The organism is Streptomyces sp. NBC_00523 (assembly GCF_036346615.1).
Classification (GTDB): domain Bacteria; phylum Actinomycetota; class Actinomycetes; order Streptomycetales; family Streptomycetaceae; genus Streptomyces.
This window is the reverse complement of record NZ_CP107836.1, coordinates 6,777,711-6,795,194: the sequence shown is the minus strand read 5'-3', so window position 1 is coordinate 6,795,194 and position 17,484 is coordinate 6,777,711. Positions and strand designations below refer to the sequence as shown.

The 17,484-nt window shown below is 70.5% G+C and carries 16 protein-coding genes, 2 pseudogenes and 1 riboswitch; of the genes and pseudogenes, 10 read left to right on the top strand and 8 right to left on the bottom strand.

What is annotated here, in order from left to right:
- Positions 1 to 65: 65 nt before the first annotated feature.
- From OHS17_RS30675 to OHS17_RS30665, 3 genes and pseudogenes are all read left to right on the top strand, one after another.
- Positions 66 to 254 (top strand): annotated as a pseudogene (locus OHS17_RS30675) (Tat pathway signal protein); the annotation flags it as partial.
- 101 nt (positions 255 to 355) lie between these two features.
- Positions 356 to 844 carry an SAM-dependent methyltransferase gene (locus OHS17_RS30670; RefSeq protein WP_330314795.1) on the top strand — a complete coding sequence of 163 codons (489 nt, stop codon included), beginning with the start codon at positions 356 to 358 and terminating at the stop codon, positions 842 to 844.
- Between the two features lie 122 nt (positions 845 to 966).
- On the top strand, positions 967 to 1,434 hold the full coding sequence (locus OHS17_RS30665) for a hypothetical protein (protein WP_330314794.1): 468 nt from the start codon (positions 967 to 969) through the stop codon (positions 1,432 to 1,434).
- Positions 1,435 to 1,606: 172 nt separating this feature from the next.
- Here OHS17_RS30665 and OHS17_RS30660 read toward each other — a convergent pair whose 3' ends face one another.
- Positions 1,607 to 2,719 (bottom strand): ABC transporter substrate-binding protein, encoded by a 1,113-nt coding sequence (locus OHS17_RS30660; RefSeq protein ID WP_330314793.1) that lies wholly within the window; start codon positions 2,717 to 2,719, stop codon positions 1,607 to 1,609.
- 263 nt (positions 2,720 to 2,982) lie between these two features.
- On the opposite strand from OHS17_RS30660, the gene OHS17_RS30655 reads away from it, so the two are divergent.
- Positions 2,983 to 4,167 carry a serine hydrolase domain-containing protein gene (locus tag OHS17_RS30655; RefSeq protein WP_330314792.1) on the top strand — a complete coding sequence of 395 codons (1,185 nt, stop codon included), beginning with the start codon at positions 2,983 to 2,985 and terminating at the stop codon, positions 4,165 to 4,167.
- A 92-nt stretch (positions 4,168 to 4,259) separates the two neighbouring features.
- Here OHS17_RS30655 and OHS17_RS30650 read toward each other — a convergent pair.
- A pseudogene (locus OHS17_RS30650) lies at positions 4,260 to 5,183 on the bottom strand (TIGR03620 family F420-dependent LLM class oxidoreductase).
- A 108-nt stretch (positions 5,184 to 5,291) separates the two neighbouring features.
- Here OHS17_RS30650 and OHS17_RS30645 point away from each other — a divergent pair.
- Positions 5,292 to 5,882, top strand: a complete 591-nt coding sequence (locus OHS17_RS30645; RefSeq protein WP_330314791.1) for a TetR/AcrR family transcriptional regulator — start codon at positions 5,292 to 5,294, stop codon at positions 5,880 to 5,882.
- Positions 5,883 to 5,951: 69 nt separating this feature from the next.
- Here the strand turns inward: OHS17_RS30645 and OHS17_RS30640 are convergent, their stop codons facing one another.
- Positions 5,952 to 6,419: a MarR family winged helix-turn-helix transcriptional regulator gene (locus OHS17_RS30640; protein ID WP_330314790.1), complete on the bottom strand. Its 468-nt coding sequence runs from the start codon at positions 6,417 to 6,419 to the stop codon at positions 5,952 to 5,954.
- Positions 6,420 to 6,449: 30 nt separating this feature from the next.
- On the opposite strand from OHS17_RS30640, the gene OHS17_RS30635 reads away from it, so the two are divergent.
- A complete protein-coding gene (locus OHS17_RS30635) occupies positions 6,450 to 7,514 on the top strand; it encodes a bifunctional NAD(P)H-dependent oxidoreductase/GNAT family N-acetyltransferase (protein ID WP_330314789.1) in 1,065 nt (354 codons plus the stop codon).
- Positions 7,515 to 7,582: 68 nt separating this feature from the next.
- Here OHS17_RS30635 and OHS17_RS30630 read toward each other — a convergent pair whose 3' ends face one another.
- A complete protein-coding gene (locus tag OHS17_RS30630) occupies positions 7,583 to 8,548 on the bottom strand; it encodes a pirin family protein (RefSeq protein ID WP_330314788.1) in 966 nt (321 codons plus the stop codon).
- 122 nt (positions 8,549 to 8,670) lie between these two features.
- Between OHS17_RS30630 and OHS17_RS30625 the strand changes: the two genes are divergently transcribed.
- Together OHS17_RS30625 and OHS17_RS30620 are read left to right on the top strand one after the other, a co-directional pair.
- Complete coding sequence (locus OHS17_RS30625) at positions 8,671 to 9,018, top strand: tetratricopeptide repeat protein (RefSeq protein WP_330314787.1); 348 nt, start codon at positions 8,671 to 8,673, stop codon at positions 9,016 to 9,018.
- A gap of 54 nt (positions 9,019 to 9,072) precedes the next feature.
- Positions 9,073 to 9,567: a GNAT family N-acetyltransferase gene (locus OHS17_RS30620; RefSeq protein WP_330314786.1), complete on the top strand. Its 495-nt coding sequence runs from the start codon at positions 9,073 to 9,075 to the stop codon at positions 9,565 to 9,567.
- 64 nt (positions 9,568 to 9,631) lie between these two features.
- Here OHS17_RS30620 and OHS17_RS30615 read toward each other — a convergent pair whose 3' ends face one another.
- Positions 9,632 to 10,411, bottom strand: a complete 780-nt coding sequence (locus tag OHS17_RS30615; RefSeq protein ID WP_330314785.1) for a CbtA family protein — start codon at positions 10,409 to 10,411, stop codon at positions 9,632 to 9,634.
- Positions 10,412 to 10,439: 28 nt separating this feature from the next.
- Entirely contained in the window at positions 10,440 to 10,655 is a 216-nt protein-coding gene (locus OHS17_RS30610) for a CbtB domain-containing protein (RefSeq protein ID WP_018099889.1), read from the bottom strand.
- Positions 10,656 to 10,700: 45 nt separating this feature from the next.
- Positions 10,701 to 10,792, bottom strand: a riboswitch (adenosylcobalamin (AdoCbl) riboswitch).
- 139 nt (positions 10,793 to 10,931) lie between these two features.
- Here OHS17_RS30610 and OHS17_RS30605 point away from each other — a divergent pair.
- Both OHS17_RS30605 and OHS17_RS30600 read left to right on the top strand, forming a co-directional pair.
- Positions 10,932 to 11,519, top strand: a complete 588-nt coding sequence (locus OHS17_RS30605; protein WP_330314784.1) for a histidine phosphatase family protein — start codon at positions 10,932 to 10,934, stop codon at positions 11,517 to 11,519.
- Between the two features lie 173 nt (positions 11,520 to 11,692).
- A complete protein-coding gene (locus OHS17_RS30600) occupies positions 11,693 to 12,571 on the top strand; it encodes a glycoside hydrolase family 16 protein (RefSeq protein ID WP_073861891.1) in 879 nt (292 codons plus the stop codon).
- Positions 12,572 to 12,626: 55 nt separating this feature from the next.
- Here the strand turns inward: OHS17_RS30600 and OHS17_RS30595 are convergent, their stop codons facing one another.
- Together OHS17_RS30595 and OHS17_RS30590 are read right to left on the bottom strand one after the other, a co-directional pair.
- Entirely contained in the window at positions 12,627 to 12,836 is a 210-nt protein-coding gene (locus OHS17_RS30595; protein WP_330314783.1) for a hypothetical protein, read from the bottom strand.
- A gap of 3,157 nt (positions 12,837 to 15,993) precedes the next feature.
- Positions 15,994 to 17,430 (bottom strand): dihydrolipoyl dehydrogenase family protein, encoded by a 1,437-nt coding sequence (locus OHS17_RS30590; RefSeq protein WP_330314782.1) that lies wholly within the window; start codon positions 17,428 to 17,430, stop codon positions 15,994 to 15,996.
- Positions 17,431 to 17,484 lie beyond the last annotated feature (54 nt).

The window sequence follows — 17,484 nt, the reverse complement described above, 5'->3', positions numbered from 1 at the left end:
TACGCCACGGATCGGAAGTCGATCAAACACGACCTGTCCGCGAGCTCATTGCGCCACCTTGGCGGGCAGCAGCGGCAGGTCGCCCAGTGGCCTCGCTCCGGCGCGTGACACAGGGCGACATCGACGACGTACGGGGACTGACTACCTGCTACTCCGCGCGAGACCAGCAGCGCGGTGGGGCCTCGGGACGCTCGGCTCAGGCCAGCCATCTGCGAGATGGAGCCGTCCCGCTTCCCGGCAGCTCGACGGCTACGCGGCCGAGATGCTGCGCGCCATAGGCTGACCGTTATGCGGCACCGTCGCTGCGGTGCGGCGCCGCAGCACATGTCACCCCAGCGGATAGGAAAGAGGGCCGATGGAAACATTTGAAGTCGCACCGATCGCTACGGTCGTCGGCGGCCATACTCAAGTCCTGGACGACTACCAGGGCGGCATCCAAGCGATCATCAGACTCAACGAGAGCTTTCCTCTCGAAACCCTGCAAGGCATCGATGAATTCTCTCACTTGACGGTGACCTGGACCTTCCACCTGGCCCAGCCGGGCGATGTCCAGCTCCATGCACGCAGCCCGCGAGGCAACCCGCAGTGGCCGGCGACCGGTACATTCGTCCACCGAAATCATAGAAGGCCCAATCAACTGGCCATCAGCTACCCCAGGCTGCTGAGCGTGGAGGGCCGAGACCTCCTCGTGACGGATCTCGACGCCGTCGACGGAACGCCGGTCCTGGATCTGGCCCCGTACTTCGAGGAGATGGCACCGCGCGGAACCGTGCGTGAGCCGGCCTGGCCGGGCGAGATGCTCACCGACTACTGGCGCGACGCCGGTGAGCGGCTTGCGTTGTGAGCGTTCCAGGACACTTTGGGCGGCGTCCGCAAAGGTTCGTCCGAGCATGTGGACGTCATCTCGTTTGGTGAGTCCGTGCGACGATTCGTCGACCAGGAGGAAGCCATGAGGGAGCCGGGCTGATGGAGTACGTCGATCTCGATGCGCAGGTCGGCGACCTGTCAGGGGTGTTGGACCCTTCTCGCTACCTGAAGCAGCTGCCCTCGATCTGTGGCGATCTGCCGCCGGGTGCACGGTCGTTCGCCACTGATGCGGATCACTACGACTTCCGCAGCAGGCGATGCGTGAAGGACCTGACGCTTCGGGCCGTCCGGAGCACCGGCGGCGAGGAGATGGAGGTCGAGTTCCAGCACAACTGCTGGAAGCACGACCAAGATCTGCTGATCCGCTACGCAGGGGTGTCCAGCTTCATCATCGATCCCGCCGACGGGGACCGCGGAGCGGACCTCGGGGATGTGATTCTCGACGAGATCCTGCCGTACAGGGACGGCTGCCGTCACGAGATCGCCTGTTGGGACGGCACACTCACCCTTGTCTGCCGTGACCTCCAGGCGATCTGGACCGACACCGTGTGTTCCAGCAAGCCGTAGGCGGAGCACGTCGTCGGGATTGTTGAGCGGCTGGTGCCGGATGAGCTGGGACCTCGCAGCAGCTGGGGGGCACCGGTGGACGATCCGTATTTCGACCCGGCAGACTACCACGAGGCCATGCGGTCGAGTGCGGTCCGCATGGCCTCTGGGGCAGTCGGGCCTCCGCGCCCTCTCAGCCGGTGCGCAGGATCCGAAAGCGATCGGGCTCCGCGGGGTCCCGGTCGACGACTTGGATCGGTGCCCAAGCCCATTGCCAGACGCCGATGCCCGTGGTGCGGGAGAACCGGATCGGCCCGCGGGCGCCATCGACCACCACGCGCGGCCATGACGCGGCGATGGCGGCCCGGTCCGTGCCGTGGGAGCGCAACACCTCGGCGAGGACAGTGGCGGTGTCCCAGCCCTCGAAGGCGACGAAGGAAGGCGCTTCGCCCAGACGCTCGCGAAGCTCCTTCTCGACGCGTTCGGCGAGCGGGCCGAGGACCTCGGGCAGGTAACGCAGAAACGGGATCTCGGCGCCGTCCTCGCCCAGAAGCGCGGCCCATTCGGCAAACTCCGGTTGTCCGGCCGGAGCGCCGATCAGGACCTCCGCGAGTCGCACGTCATCCCGTACGGCCCTGACGATCGGCACCGCCGGCTCCGGGTGGCCGACCAGCAGGAGCAGCGCCGTCGCGCCGTGGTCCACGAGCGCATCGCAGAGAGCCTCGGGGGTGAGCACGCTCATGTCGAGTTCGACGACAGTGCCGCCGTGTGGAGCCAGGTGCTCCCGCAGGACGCGGGTCCCGGACGCCCAGTAGACGCTCGGCTGGGTCGCCACGGCGATCCGGCGTCGTCCCTCACCGAGGAGGAAGTCCGCGTAGATCCGCCAGCCACGGGACTGCGGCGGGGCAAGGCGCGCGATCCACTGCGTCGGCTCCTCGGTGAGCTCGTCAAGCACGGCGGACGAGCAGAGGTACGGCACGCCCAGGGCGTCGGCCCGGCCGGCAGCGGCGCGGGCGACGACGCTGTGGTACTCGCCCGCCACAACAGCCACACCCAGGGCGGCCAGTTCGTCCACGGCCGCCACCGCCCGCTCCGGATCGGCCGCGGTGTCGCGGACCATCAGCTCCAGTCGTCTGCCGTCAATCCCGCCTGTGTCATTGACCTTGTCAACGGCCAGCTCGAACCCTGCGAGCAAGTGTCGCCCCGCCTCGGCCCAGCCTGGCCGCGTCAAAGGGACGAGAACGCCCACACGGACGGACGCCCCCTCTGCGTGCTCTGCTCCGGACAGCGATGGTGGTGTGGTCATCGGTAAACGTCTCCCTCGGGGCTACGCGGTCACGGTCTGCCCGAATCGCACCTGGTCAGGGCAGCCGGTCCGCATTCATCACGTCTCGGCGCAGCAGGAGCGCCCGGGTGATCACGCTGGTCATTGGATCCGCCACCGGTGCGCATAGTCAACCGACCATCCGCTCGCCGATCCGCCGGGCCCAGCGCACTGGGGAGAACCCGACCATGGGACCTCCGGTTGGCCGGATGGTTCGCGAGACGCTTCGTTCTTAGCGTTGCCTCATGTCGATCATGCGGAGTCGGATCAGTCGTCGGACAGTGACCGTGCTCGCTGTTGCCCTTCTGGCACTACTCCCTCCGGCCGGGTCCAGAGCGGCGACCCCCGATCACCTGTCCCAACTGCAGCGCGATGCCGACAGCCTGCGGGACGACGGCGTCACAGGCGTGTCGGTGAGACTGGAGACGCCCCACAGAGTGCGGACCGTCCGTAGCGGGGTCGGCGATCTCAGTACCGGGCAGCCTGTGGCGACGGACGGCTACCTGAGGATCGGCAGCACCACGAAGACGTTCGTCGCGACCGTACTGCTCCAACTCGCCGGCGAAGGCCGCCTGTCGCTGGACGATACGGTGGACACGTGGCTGCCCGGCCTGGTCCGTGGCCACGGCAATGACGGGCACCGGATCACTCTGCGCCACCTGCTCCAGCACACCAGCGGGTTGCCCGACTACATCGGCGATGTCGTTCCTGATCTCAGCGCGGCCGGGTATCGCGTGAACCGCTGGACCACCTACACCTCCCGGCAGCGTGTGGCCCTCGCGATGAAGCACCCGCCGTCGTTCGCACCCGGTAGCGGCTGGGAGTACTCCAACACCAACTATGTTCTCGCCGGCATGGTCATCAAGGCGGTCACGGGCCATTCATGGGAGTACGAGGTTCGGGCCAGGATTCTTCGTCCGCTACGGCTCACCCACACCCTCACACCCGGCAACTGGCCGTTCCTGCCCGGCTCCCCTGCCCGGAACTACCAGCAGTTCGAGCCGGGTGGTGCCATGACCGACACCACGGTCGCCTACCTGCCCTTCGACGCCGATGCCGACGGGTCGATGATCAGCACAGCCGCGGACACCAACAGGTTCTATAGGGCACTGGTGCGAGGCAGGCTTCTGGCCCCCGCCCAGCTGGCTGAGATGCAGCGCACCGTCGAAGTCCCCGCAGACCGCGGCTTTCCACCGGGCACGCGTGACGGGCTCGGCCTGTTCTGGACGCCACTGTCCTGCGGCGGCGGGTACTGGGGGCACAGCGGCGACGGATTCGGATACCTGTTGTGGCCTGCCACGACTCCGGACGGCCGGACCATCGTCACGGTCTCCCTGCACAGCCGACCGGGCGATGAAAGGAGCGCCACCCGGCAGACGCAAGACGTGACGGCTCTCGTCGACCGCGCACTGTGCTCCGCTCGTCCATGACCGACGTCCACATGAACAGCGCTCGCCAAGCCGAACAGCCGCACTTCGATCCACGCCCCGAACGCGACCGCGGCACAGGGGTGAGCCGTCACTCATGCTGTGTGGTGGGGCAGGAGAGCAGAGGCAAGCTCGCGCCACTCGTGCTCGGGCAGGGAGCCGGTGTCGGCGGTGAGTACTTGCAGGCATACGTGGTCAGCTCCTGCGTCGAGGTGCTCCTGAACACGTCGGCGAATTGCTTCCGCCGCCCCATATGCAACGATCGCATCCACCAGTCGACGGCTCGGCCCGCCGACCATGTCGTCGTCGTTGAAGCCGAGTCGCCGAATATTCGCTTCCTGATGCGGTGCCGAGAGGTAGCCGGCGACGTGTGATGTGGCCACTTGGCGGGCGCGGCTCAGGTTGGTGTCGAGCACCACTGCCTGCTCCACAGCGAGAAAGGCGCTCGGCCCCATGATCCGGCGCGCCTGTTCGGTGTGCTCGGTGGACACGAAGTAGGGGTGCGCGCCCCAGGTGTGTTCGGCGGCCAGTTGAAGCATCTTCGGGCCGAGGGCGGCGAGTACGCGGCGCGGAGCCGGGTCCGGTACGGGGCCGCGGGCGGGTACCGCGTCCATGGCCTGCAGCTAGGCGCGCATGGTGGTCACCGCTCTGCCGCGGGCCGGAACGGGGTAGCCGTCCAGTTCGCGGACGGTGTCGTCGACGCGGTGACCGCCCAGGCCGAGTACGTAGCGTCCGGGGAACGCCTCCCCCAGCGCACGTGTCGCGGTAGCGGTGGCGATGGGCTCCCGGAACGCGATGTTGGCGATCCCGGAGGCGACGACGATGCGCTGTGTCGCCGACAACAGCAGCCACGCTTGGCCCACTGTGTCGCGGCCGAACGCCTCCCCGTACCAGATGGCCCCGTAACCCAACTCCTCGATCTCCGCGGCCGATTCCCGTACCCGCCCAGCAGGCTGCCCCTCGTAGGCGAAGGTCCAGATCCCGACTCGCCCCAGTTCGGCCTGCCCGCTGTCCGTCATCCGCACTCCCCAGGTCACGTTTTCCGGAGAACCTCTCCGGTTGATGGACGCTACTATACGGAGAGGTACTCCGCTTAACTACTCCGGACTCGACCGAAAGACGGGACGATGGCGACCACACACGGGCACGTCCCCGCGCGACGACCGCGGCGTACCGATGCGCGACTCAACCGGGAACGCCTCATCGCCACAGCGCAGGAAGTATTTGCCGAAGCCGGACCGGAGGCGTCTCTCAACGAGGTCGCCCGCCGCGCCGGCGTCGGCCCGGGCACCTTGTACCGTCACTTCCCGAACCGCTCCGCCCTGCTGACCGCGGTCCTCGAAGGCCGGATCGAGACGCTGTGCGAGCTCGCCGCGACGCTGTCCTCGTCGGAACCCGCCGACGACGCGCTGACGCAATGGCTGCGCGCGTTCCTCGTTCATGCCAGGCTCAATCAAGGCCTGGCGGGCGCGTTGATGGTCGAGGAGCCGGTCGCGCTGGGGCTCGACTGCCATCAGCTGATCCTGGACACCGCAGCCGGTCTTCTTGCCCAGGCTCAGCGGCGGGGCACGGCACGCGCCGACCTGACCGCCGACGACCTGATCCACCTTGTCGTCGGGATCGCGCTGTCCACAGCTCGCAGCCACGACGCGCAACAGCCCGACCGGCTGCTCGCTCTGATGCTTGACGCCACGTACGGGACACCTCGGAACGAGTGATTGCAGCGATACGCTCGGCGCTGCAACTCGTACCCGCCTGCGCCCTCCTGGGCATCGAGGCGCACTGTCCTACTGCCCCTTCGACAGTTTGCGCGCGATGTGGCCGAGGGCGGCGAGCTCGTCGGGTGTGAGGCGGTCGACGAAGTGCCGGCGCACGGAGGCGACGTGGTGGGGGGCGGCGTCCCGGAGTGTTTGCCGCCCGGTGGAGGTGAGGACGAGCAGGCAGCCTCGGCCATCGGCCGGATCGGGGGCGCGGCGGATGAGGTCGCGGGCCTCCATGCGGGAGGCGTGCCGGGACAGGCGACTGCGCGACCAGCCCATCTTGGTGGCCTGCTCGTGCAGCGTGCTGGTGCCGTCCGTTCTTTCGGACAGGGTGCTGAGCACCTCGTAGTCCGGCTCGGAGAGCCCGAGGGCGGCCAGGTCGCGCGCGGTGCGGCCCTGGACGGCGGTGACCATACGCAGGTACGCCCGCCAGTCGCGCTCCTCGTCGAGGGTGAGCCAGTCACCGGGGGAGCCGCTTTCCTTCTTCGTTGACATGTAATCAATCTACCGGCTAGCTTCGTTTACATGACAACGAAAACTCTGCGCGTCCTCGTGCTGGTCTGCAGCACTCGCCCCAACGCGCTCGGCCCCGCCGTCGGGCGCTGGCTGACGGACGTACTCGCGCCGAGTTCCGAGGCGCTCGGGGTGGAGCTTGTCCCCGTTTCGATCGGCGACCTCGACCTGCCGTTCCTGGACGAGGAGGAGCATCCCTCCAGCGGCATCCATCGCCACGAGCACTCCCGCCGCTGGAGCCGGATGGTCGACGAGGCCGACGGCTTCGTCGTCGTGACGCCCGAGTACAACTACGGCATGCCGGCGACGCTGAAGAACGCCCTGGACTACCTGGGCCCCGAATGGGCCTGGAAGCCGGTCGGCTTCGTCAGCTACGGCCATACCTCGGCCGGCACCCGCGCGGTTCAGCACGCCAAGCAGGTCGTGAGCACCCTGCGACTGGTCCCCCTCGGGGCCACCGTCGCGCTGCGGATCGCGGAGGCGACGGGCGGCAACGGTCTGGAACCCGCTCCCCACCACGCGGACGCGGCGCAGGGGCTGCTGGCGGAACTCGTCCGTCTCGCTCATGCCCTGAACCCGATGCGTGAGCGCGAGCACCCGGCATCCGTCCAGGGACCACTCCCCGGCTCGTACGCACGTCGGCTCGGCCCGCACGACGCCCCCGAAGTCACCGTGCTGCAGCGTTGCTGCTGGACGGAGGAGGCACTCGCCAACGAGACGCTGGCCATCCCCGCACTCCACGAGTCACCCGCCGACATCCGCGCGTGGCTGGCCGACTGGCACACGATGGGCCTGTGGCGCGACGGCCGGCTCCTGGGCCTGGTCCGCACCCGACGCGACGGAAGCGACCTCCACATCGGGCGGCTCGCCGTCGCTCCCGACCTGCGCGGACGCGGTATAGGCCGCTGGCTGCTGCGCGCAGCCGAGTCGGTCGAGGAGGGCTGCACCCGGATCGTCCTGTCCACCGGCGCCGCCAGTCACCGCAACCTCTCCTTCTACCGGCGCCAGGGCTACGCCCGCGTCGCCGGCCTTCGCGAGGACGGCGACGTCAACTTGGCGAAGCCGGTCCGCGCCTGAGCATCCGTCCGCACACCCAGCCGGCCCAGGCAGGGACCCAACGCTCCCTCAGACGTGAAAACCCCAGCTCACCGCACCCGCCCCCGCGGCTTCAGTCCCACGTCCGGCAACGCCGGAGCCGGGATCGGCGGTCCGTCATAGCCGTGTACGGTGCCGAATCGGTCGCCGGACATCCAGTCCTCGCGGGCCCGGGCGATCTCGTCCTGGGTCCTGCCCACGAAATTCCACCACATGATCAGCTCCTCCTCGAACGGCTCGCCGCCCAGGAGCATCAGGCCCGCGTCGGACTCCGCGCGGAGCGGGAGTTCCGTGCGGCCGCAGCCGAGGTAGAGCATGGAGCCGGGGAGGACCGGGACGCCGTCGACCTCGGCCTCGCCGGACATCGAGAGCACGGCGTACTCGAAGTCGGGGTCCAGGGGGAGCCGGGCCTGCGCGCCCCGGGTCAGAGTGAGGTCGGCGCCCACGATCGGGGTGTACGCGGTGCCGGGAGAGGTGGCGCCGTCGAGGTCGCCCAGGATCACGGTGGCCGTGAGGCCGGGGGCGGTGACCGTGGGCAGGTCGCTGTGGTGCTGGAAATGGGGCTCGGTGAAGCGGTGCGCGTCCGGGAGCGCCACCCAGAGCTGGGCGCCGTGGAGCAGCGCGGCGTGCTGTTTGGGGCTCTCCTCGGAATGGCTGATCGCGCGGCCGGAGGTCATCAGGCCCAGTTCGCGCGGGCGGACCGTCTGGAGGCTGCCGAGGCTGTCGCGGTGCAGGACCTCGCCCTCGTGCAGCCAGCTGACGGTCTGGAGGCCCATGTGCGGGTGCGGCGGCACCTGCATCCCGGGTTCGTCGGCGATGTCGTCGGGGCCGTAGTGGTCCACGAAGGCCCAGGCGCCGACCATCCGGCGGCCCAGGTTGGGCAGCAGCCTGCGGACCTCGGTGGACTCGCCGAGCCGCACCTTGCGCGGGGCGAGCAGTTCACGTACGGGCTCCGCGACGACGAAACCGCGGCCTCCGCAGACGGTGGGGACGGCCTGGCGATCGAGATTGCTCATGGCGCTCAACCTATTCCGCTGCGGGGCGAGGGCGGGTGGCGCCCACGCCGGACAATTAGTGGAATGTTAAACCACCTGTCGGTGTTGTGCGGATCGGACACCCGCCCGACCGAGGAGACGACATGAGCGACAGCTACTACGAGTTCGGCACCGCCGCCGAGCGCTGGGAGCGCGCGGGGTTCTTCTTCGACGCGAAGGAGTACACGACCGCGGCCCGCATCCTGGACGGACTCGTCGCGGAGGTCCCGGAGCAGGTCGCGCCCCGGCTGCTGCTGGCCCGCGCCTACTACCACTCGGCGAGCCTCGGGCGGGCCGAGACGGAGCTCCGTGCGGTTCTGGAGCGCGACCCGGTGGAGCACTACGCCCGCCTGATGCTCGGCCGGACCCTGGAGCGCCAGGGGCGGCAGAGCGAGGCGGACACGCAGCTCCGGCTGGCCGCCGCGCTGTCCGGTGACCTGGGGTCCGCGTAGAAGTTGGGTATTCCAGGTGCCCGGCCCCAGGGCCCCGTGATACTTCACAGGACCATGACCGACCTTGAAACGCCGCGCTTGGTCCTGCACCCGATGACCCCCGCCGAAGCCGAGCGCGTCGCGGCAGGTTCGCCGCCGGCCGGGGCGCGCTGGGCTCCCGGCTACCCCTCCCCCGGTGAGCGGGGAGCCGCCGCGCGCCACCTCGCGACCTGCCTGGCCACCGGTGATCCCAGCCCCTTCGGTTCGTACGAGATACGGCTCCGCGCCGACGGTGTGGTCATCGGCGGCATCGGCTTCCACGCCGCGCCGGACGAGCGGCGCAGCGTGACGATCGGCTACGGGTTGGTGGAGTCGGCGCGCGGACAGGGTTACGCCTCCGAGGCGCTTCGGGCGCTGCTGCGTTTCGCCCGGGAACAGGGCGTCGTCCGGGTGCGCGGGGACGCCGACACCGGCAACATCGCCTCGCAGCGCGTCATGACGGCGGCCGGGATGCGCCGGGTGGACGAGGACGCCTCGCTGAAGTACTACCTGGCCGAGTGGACGGCGTAGAACGGGCGGAGCCCGCCGGGTGATCACCCGGCGGGCTCCGCCCGTTGCAGCGCGTCCGCGGCCGTCAGCCCACGGCGGCGGCGGTCCGGTTCGCCCGGCCGTCCGCGAGCGCCTCGGCCCTCGGCACCAGCAGGCGTTCGGTGAGGTGGCCGAAGAGCAGGCCGAAGGTGGTCCACAGCGTGGCCTGCACCGCGAGCGTGGCCAGCCGGAACTGCCACAGCAGGGTGGCCGGGAAGTCCGCTCCGACCTCGTTGAACGAGGGCAGGAAGACATAGGCGAGGGCGATCAGCAGCAGGTAACCGGCGGCTGCCACGACCGTCGCGTTCCAGTTGCCCAGGCGGGGCGCCAGCCGCTTGCCGACGATGACGGCGGCGACCGCGAGCAGCACGCTGAGGGCCACCATCAGGAAGAACAGCGTGGTGCGTTTGCCGATGGTGTCGGGGTTGCCGACGGCCGGCGGGTTGGCCGGGTACTTCAGGAACGGCACGAGGTACACGCTCACCAGCGCGGCGCCAGCGATCAGCGCGGCCGTGGCGCGCGGGCCGAACCGGCCCATCCGCCCCAGCGCGTAACAGAAGACGAGCGCGGCGATACCGCCGACCGCGACGCCGAAGACGAGCACACCGGTGGCCAGGCCGGCGGTCGACTGCATGCTGCGGCTGACGAGTTCCTCGGCGGCGCCGTGGTCGTGGCCGTGGGCGCTGTGCGCGGCCTCTTCGAGCGCGATGGCCGCGTCGACCCTGGACTCGCCGAGGAAGTAGGCGACGAGCAGCGCGAGCGCGCCCGCGACCAGTCCGGCCAGCATGCCGCGGACCAGCAGGGCTCTGACAGATATGGAGTTCATGAGGGATTCCCCTGGATCAGCCGGTCGGTCAGTGGCAGGGGAAGCCGAGGAGGTGGCGGCCGTCGTGGACCCACTCGTGGACGCCCTCGCCCGAGATGACGGCCGTGGCGCCCTGCTCGGCGCCGACGAAGTAGAGCAGGACCAGCATGAGGATGCCGAAGAAGACCGCCCAAGGGGCAATGGCCTTCAGGGAGATGGGGGTGATGGCGGATGCGCCGGTGGCGGGGGCAGCAGTCTGCGCCATGGCAGAACCTCCTGTGGGAACACGCGTCCCGATCGTGGTGCCTGAGACGAAGGTGCTGGGTCTGACTTCCCGCGTGCGCGGGTACACAGTGGCGCGACCGTGCCGGATTCTCACCGGACTTCCTTCACACCCTCGTCATGTCGCCGCGACCATACCCCCTGGGCACCGGGCACCGCCATGCCCCTTACAAGCGGTCCGCGCGGCCCGGATGCCATGGTGTGCTTGGCCGTGGGGCCCATGTTCGGGGAGTTGAGGGTGGTAGTGACGGTACGGGTGATGTTGATCTCACCGGCGATGAACGCGGCACTGCGCGAGGCCCGGTTCGCCGGCGACGCCGCGCTCGACGCGTCCGGCGTGCGGGCGGCCCGGCTGGCCGCGCCCCACGTCCCGGACGCGGACCGGCTGGTGCACGGGCCGTCCGAGCGGTGCGCCCGGACGGCGGAGGCGCTGGGGCTGCGCTCGGTGACCGAAACCGCCGTGCGGGACTGGGAGTTGGGGCGCTGGTCGGGTGCCCGACTGGACGAGGTGGGCGCGCGGGAGCCGGAGGGGGTCGCGGCCTGGCTGGGCGACCCGTCGGCCGCCCCGCACGGCGGCGAGTCGCTGCTCGGCCTGTGCGCCAGGGCGGGGGCCTGGCTCGACTCGCTGACCGGTGAGGGCCGGGTGCTGGCGGTCGCCGAACCGTCCCTGGTGCGCGCGGCCGTGGTCCACGCGCTGGGGCTGCCGCCGCAGGTGTTCTGGCGCCTCGACGTCGCCCCGCTCACGCTGACGGAACTGAGCGGGCGCTCCGGGCGCTGGAACCTCCGCGTCGGGCGCGCGCTCGCGGACCGCGAGGGCGGCGGGGAGGGCGACCGGGGTGCGCCCTGAGCCGGATGGTGCAAGAACTGTTGTCCGTCCCTGAGCCTTGACACCCCGATGGTTCACTTCTTAAATCACGTAGTGAACTAAAGCACCATCATCCCCCCACGTGATGGCCATGCCCCCACTTGTCATATGCATGACGCATCACATGTCCCCGTCCCGCACGGGAAGGAACGTTCATGAACTCCCCCCACCGGGCCAGGCGTCTCCTGGTCCCCGCTCTCTCCGTACTCGCCCTGGTCGCCACCACGTCCGGCCTGGCGTCGGGCGCCCCCAGGCAGCCGGAAACGGTCTCCGCCGCCGCGACGTCGTTCTCGGACGAGTTCGACGGTCCGGCCGGTTCGGCCGTGGACGGCAGCAAGTGGCAGATCGAGACCGGCGACAACGTCGACAACCACGAACGGCAGTACTACACCTCCGGCAACAACAACGCCGCGCTCGACGGCCAGGGCCATCTGGTCATCACCGCGCGCAAGGAGAACCCCTCCAACTACCAGTGCTGGTACGGCACCTGCGAGTACACCTCCGCGAGGCTGAACACCTCCGGCAAGTTCACGCAGACCTATGGCCACGTCGAGGCTCGTATGAAGATCCCGCGCGGCCAGGGCATGTGGCCCGCCTTCTGGATGCTCGGTGACGACATCGGACAGGTCGGGTGGCCCAACTCCGGTGAGATCGACGTCATGGAGAACGTCGGCTTCGAACCCTCCACCGTGCACGGCACCCTGCACGGGCCCGGCTACTCCGGCTCCGGCGGCATCGGGGCCGGCTACACCCTGCCCGACGGCCAGGCCTTCGCCGACGACTTCCACACCTTCGCCGTCGACTGGGCCCCCGACTCCGTCACCTGGTCGGTCGACGGAAACGTCTACCAGCACCGCACCCCGGCCGACACGAACGGCAACGCCTGGGCGTTCAACAAGCCGTTCTTCCTCATCCTCAACCTGGCGGTCGGCGGCTACTGGCCCGGCGACCCCGACGGCAACACCGCCTTCCCCAGCGAACTCGTGGTCGACCACGTGCGCGTCACCACGAGCGACAGCGCACCTCCGGCCTGATCGCGGCCGTCCCGCCGGGCGCGTGCCCGGCGGGACCTCCGCCGCCCGCGGACGCTCAGCGGAGCAGCCCCGCGATCGTGGACGCGAGGAGTGCGAGCAGGGAGAGCGCCGCACCGAAGGCCGTACCTCCCCGCAGGAGAGCGGCAGGGGTCGACGTTCCGGACCGGCGGGCGAGCAACACGGCCGTGACAGCGCTCAGTCCTGCGATCAGCAGCACGAGAGCGACGACGGTCACGGTCAGTACGACGACGGCTTCGAGCGGCACCTTTGCGTCTCCTCACGGAATGGTGTGCGGACAGGCCGAGATTGACCGATCGGCCGTACGGCAGGGTTCGGGCGGACAACAATGAACAGAGCCGAACCGCTCGGCCCACGGGTCCCCGACCGGTGGTCGCGCGCCCGACCGGGCCGCCGCAGGGAGGGTGCATGCAGGCCGGTGACGACGCCTCGGCCCGGGCCGAGGCTCTGGCCGCGTTACGCGAACGGCTGCGCGAAGTGCTCGGCAGCCGGGGGTACACCCGGAGGGACATCGTCAGGCGCAGCGGCGCCTCGCGGATCCCCTTGTCGGCCACCACGATCAGCCAGGCCCTGAACGACCGTCACCCGGCACCGACTCTGCGCACCGTCACGGGCATCGCGCAGGCCGCCGAGGCCGATCCGGAGACGTACCGGCAACTCCGAGAACTCTGGCACCGGTCCCGGCCCGGGCCGGACGTCGCTGCTCCCACCCCCCGCACGGACGTGTCCGCCGGCCCGGGCAGCGTCCAACTGGCCGGACCGGCACTGCTCCAGGTCCAGCAGGCCCCGTTCCTGGCGGCAGGGCCGGTCACCGCCTTCCTCACCCCCTACTACGCCCGCCCGCACGACATCGACCTGGAACGTCTGCTCGCCCCGGCGCTGGACGGGGTGACGTCCTGCTTCGTCCTGCTCACCGGTGACTCCTCCACGGGCAAGACCCGGGCCCTGTTCGAAGTGCTCCTCCGGTTGGCCCCGCACCGCCGTCTGTGGCGGCCCACGCACGCCGCCGCCCTGGCGGATCTGCTCAGGGACGGGCTGGTGGCACCGGGGGACGTGCTCTGGCTCAACGAGGCGCAGCGCTTCCTCCAAGGGGACCGTGCCGAGGAGGCCGCCGCCGCCCTGCGCGAGCTGCTGCTGACCCGGCCCGGTGTGGTGGTGGTCGGCACGCTGTGGACGAACCCGTACTGGGAGGAGTTCGTCCGCCCTCCGGAATCGGTGAGCGCGCCCAGCCACGTCCGCGCCCTCCTGGAGGCGCCGGTCACCCACCGGATCGCGGTTCCGGCCGAGCTGAGCGAGGCCCAGCGCGGGGAGTGGCAGAGCCTCGCTCTTTCCAGCGGGGACCCGCGCATGGGGCAGGCCGGACGGGCCGGAGCGGCCGACGGGCGGGTGGTCCAGCACCTCAGCGGTGGACCCGAACTCCTGGCCGCGTACCGCATGGGTCCCGGCGCGCATTTCACCCCGGTGGAACACGCGCTGATCACCGCCGCGATCGCGGTACGGCACACCGGCCACTGGGCGCCGCTGACCGACGAGTTGCTGGCGCACATCGCCGACGCCGCCCTTCCGCCGCGCCTCAGGCCCGCCGAACCGGGCTGGGCCCGCGAAGCGTTGACCGCCCTGGTCACGGGTGCGCGGGCCGACGGCCGCCGCACCGACATCAGGAACTCCCTGACCGCGCTGGTCGCACTGCGGGACACCGGGGGCGGCCCGACCACGTACGAGCCGGCCGACTACCTCCAGCAGAACGCCGCCGTGGAAGCTGCCGCCGCCGTTCCCGGGCCCGCCTTGTGGGACGCCGTGACCGCGTTCACCACGGACCCGGCTGTGCTCATGCAGCTGTCCTACCGGGCACGGGAGCAAGGGTTCATCAAGCAGGGTGGGGTGCTGCTGCGCCGCGCGACGGTGGCGGGCTGTCCCACGGAGTGGATCAGCCTCCTGCTGGCCACGCCCGTCGAGGCACGTGAGCGCGAGGAGATGGCGCTCTGGATGGCGCACCACATCCGGTGGGAGTCGGCCTGGGACATGCGTGCGCGACTGCTGGAACTCGTAGGCGAGGGCGCCGACGCACGCCTCCGTCTCGCGGCGAGGGCCGTCGAGGAGGTCGACGTCTCCGACGCCGAGGAGGTCACGCACCTGCTTCGGGCCCTGCGCGAACTGGGACACGAGTCCCTGCTCATCGACCGTGATCCGGCGGGGCTCATGCGGCTGTCGGACGTGAGCTGCGTGTCCGACGTCCTCGGACAGCTCCTCGACTACGGCTACCCCGCTCCTGCGGCGCGCCTCGCCGGGAGGATTCTCGCCGACCGCGCCGCTCTGGAGCATCCCCCCACGATGCTGGGGCTCGTCGTGGCGCACCGTGTCTGCCCCCCATGGTGCGAGGACGGAAAGGCCCTGTTCTCCGCGGCGGCCTCGCGCGTCGATCTGTCCGGCGACATCGAACCTCTTCTGAGCCTGGTGGAGGAACTGAAGAAGGAGCACACGGAAGCCGCGCACCTGCTCGCCCTCAGGCTGGCCGACGCCATCGACCTGCGGGACACCGATTTCGTGGCCTCCTCCCTGTACGAGCTGCGGGAGCTCGGTATGACCGCCGCCTCCCGCAGGCTGGCGGAACAGGCCGTTCCCGTAGCCGAGCTGGAGAAACCGGAAGCCGTCGGCTGGCTTCTGGACGAGCTGCGGTACTGCGGGTTCAACGACCTGGTCGCCGAGTTGCTGGGGCGTGACCCCTTGGCGGAGCTCGAGGTGGGATCGGTCAAGAAGGTGGTGCTGCTCCTGTGGGCCTTGCAGGGCCTCGAACGGGACGACCTGGTCCGGCGTCTTCTGCGGGACAGCGTGCGGTACGTCGAACTCGATGACGCGGAATGCACCGCCTCCTACCTCGATGAACTCGCGCGCGTGGGCAGACCTCAGACCGTGAGGCGGTTCGCGCTGCGCGCCGCAGACGAGGTGCCACCGTCCGAGGTGGCCAGGCTCCGGTTTCTCGCACAGACGCTGGACCGGGAGGGACTGACGGAGGCACTCGACCGGCTGGCCCGGCGCGCGGTCCTGGCGGTGGGTCCCTACTCACACGGATTCGTCACTCTCCTCCGGACGCTCCGTGAACACGGTCTGACGGCACACGCCGATGCCTTGATCGAGCGGGGCCGCCGCACACCGCGACGTCTCGTACGCGGTGCGGCGCACGGGGCTTCTGTCCTCCCTGCGCGCCGCGGGCGAGACCGAGGCCGCCGATCGCCTGGAATCCGCAGTGCCGGCAGACGTCGCCGAGCCCCCGGATCCGGTGAAACCGCGCCAGGGGTCGCCGTACGGTCTGGAGACCAACGGCACCCCGGCCGCCCCGTGGACGTGGAGCGGTCTCGACGCGGTCGAGGCGCACCTCGCGAGCCGCACACGCGGACGGACGGCGGCTACCCCCGGTACGTCTCCAGCAGCCGCAGCCACACCTCGCTGATCGTCGGGTACGACGGCACCACGTGCCACAGCCGGTCGACGGGGATCTCGCCCGCGACGGCCATCGTCGCCGAATGGAGCAGTTCGCCGATGCCGGGTCCGACGAAGGTGACGCCCAGCAGGACTTCGCGGTCGAGGTCCACGACCATGCGGGCGCGGCCCTTGTAGCCGTCCGCGTACAGCCCGGATCCGGCCACGGAGGCGAGGTCGTAGTCGACGGCGCGGACGCGGTGGCCGGCCCGTTCCGCCTCGGCCAGGGAGAGGCCCACCGACGCGGCCTCCGGGTCGGTGAAGACGACCTGCGGGACGGCCGCGTGGTCGGCGGTCGCCGCGTGGGCGCCCCAGCGGGCGGTGTCCAGCGGCTTGCCCTGCGCGCGGGCGCCGATCGCGTCGCCCGTGATGCGTGCCTGGTACTTGCCCTGGTGGGTCAGGAGCGCGCGGTGGTTGACGTCGCCCGCCGCGTAGAGCCAGTCCGTGCCCTCGACCCGGCAGGTGTCGTCCACGGTGAGCCAGCTGCCGGGTTCCAGGCCGACCGTCTCCAGGCCCAGGTCGCCGGTGCGCGGGGCGCGGCCGGTGGCGAAGAGGACCTCGTCGGCCTCCACGCTCTCGCCGTTGTCGAGTTCCACGGTGACCGGGCCGTCGCCACCCGGACGGCGTACGGCGGTGGCCGAGACGCCCGTACGGATCTCCGCTCCGGCCTCGGTCAGCGCCTCGGCGACCAACTCCCCGGCGAACGGCTCCATCCGGGGCAGCAGGCCATCGCCGCGTACGAGCATGGTGACCTTCGCACCGAGCGCGTTCCAGACGGTGGCCATCTCCACACCGACGACTCCCCCGCCGACCACGACGAGCCGGCCGGGGACCTTCTTGGCGCTCGTCGCCTCGCGGCTCGTCCACGGGCGGGCGTCCTCGATGCCGGGGAGGTCGGGGACCACGGCCCTGCTGCCCGTGCAGACGGCGACGGCGTGCCGGGCGGTGAGCCGGTGTTCCGTGCCGTCGGGCGCGGTGACGGTGACCTGTTTGGGGCCGGTCAGCCGGCCGTGGCCGCGGAAGATGTCGGCCCCGATCCCGTCGAGCCAAGCGGCCTGGCCGTCGTCCTTCCAGTGCGAGGCGTACTCGTCGCGATGGGCGAGGACGGCGGCGGCGTCCAGCGGTCCCTGGACGGCGCCGCTCAGGCCGGGGACGCGGCGGGCGTCGGCGCGGGCGACGACGGGGCGCAGGAGCGCCTTGCTCGGCATGCAGGCCCAGTAGGAGCACTCGCCTCCGATCAGTTCCGACTCGACCACGGCGGTGGTCAGCCCGGCGGCCCGGGCCCGGTCCGCCACGTTCTCACCCACCGGACCCGCTCCGATGACCACGACGTCGTACGCGACAGGCTCCGCTCCATGTGTCATGCGGCCCATTCTGGCGGGGGGTGTGGGCGTCGGCCACATGGGCAGGCACGGAAT

What these genes read in the sequence shown, in the direction of transcription:
- OHS17_RS30610 (WP_018099889.1), bottom strand. Translation starts at nt 10,655, where the DNA reads ATGGCGCAGACTGCTGCCCCCGCCACCGGCGCATCCGCCATCACCCCC.
- OHS17_RS30635 (WP_330314789.1), top strand. Translation starts at nt 6,450, where the DNA reads ATGACAACGAAAACTCTGCGCGTCCTCGTGCTGGTCTGCAGCACTCGC.
- OHS17_RS30640 (WP_330314790.1), bottom strand. Translation starts at nt 6,419, where the DNA reads ATGTCAACGAAGAAGGAAAGCGGCTCCCCCGGTGACTGGCTCACCCTC.
- OHS17_RS30665 (WP_330314794.1), top strand. Translation starts at nt 967, where the DNA reads ATGGAGTACGTCGATCTCGATGCGCAGGTCGGCGACCTGTCAGGGGTG.
- OHS17_RS30660 (WP_330314793.1), bottom strand. Translation starts at nt 2,719, where the DNA reads ATGACCACACCACCATCGCTGTCCGGAGCAGAGCACGCAGAGGGGGCG.
- OHS17_RS30620 (WP_330314786.1), top strand. Translation starts at nt 9,073, where the DNA reads ATGACCGACCTTGAAACGCCGCGCTTGGTCCTGCACCCGATGACCCCC.
- OHS17_RS30605 (WP_330314784.1), top strand. Translation starts at nt 10,932, where the DNA reads ATGTTGATCTCACCGGCGATGAACGCGGCACTGCGCGAGGCCCGGTTC.
- OHS17_RS30615 (WP_330314785.1), bottom strand. Translation starts at nt 10,411, where the DNA reads ATGAACTCCATATCTGTCAGAGCCCTGCTGGTCCGCGGCATGCTGGCC.
- OHS17_RS30645 (WP_330314791.1), top strand. Translation starts at nt 5,292, where the DNA reads ATGGCGACCACACACGGGCACGTCCCCGCGCGACGACCGCGGCGTACC.
- OHS17_RS30590 (WP_330314782.1), bottom strand. Translation starts at nt 17,430, where the DNA reads ATGACACATGGAGCGGAGCCTGTCGCGTACGACGTCGTGGTCATCGGA.
- OHS17_RS30600 (WP_073861891.1), top strand. Translation starts at nt 11,693, where the DNA reads ATGAACTCCCCCCACCGGGCCAGGCGTCTCCTGGTCCCCGCTCTCTCC.
- OHS17_RS30630 (WP_330314788.1), bottom strand. Translation starts at nt 8,548, where the DNA reads ATGAGCAATCTCGATCGCCAGGCCGTCCCCACCGTCTGCGGAGGCCGC.
- OHS17_RS30625 (WP_330314787.1), top strand. Translation starts at nt 8,671, where the DNA reads ATGAGCGACAGCTACTACGAGTTCGGCACCGCCGCCGAGCGCTGGGAG.
- OHS17_RS30655 (WP_330314792.1), top strand. Translation starts at nt 2,983, where the DNA reads ATGTCGATCATGCGGAGTCGGATCAGTCGTCGGACAGTGACCGTGCTC.
- OHS17_RS30670 (WP_330314795.1), top strand. Translation starts at nt 356, where the DNA reads ATGGAAACATTTGAAGTCGCACCGATCGCTACGGTCGTCGGCGGCCAT.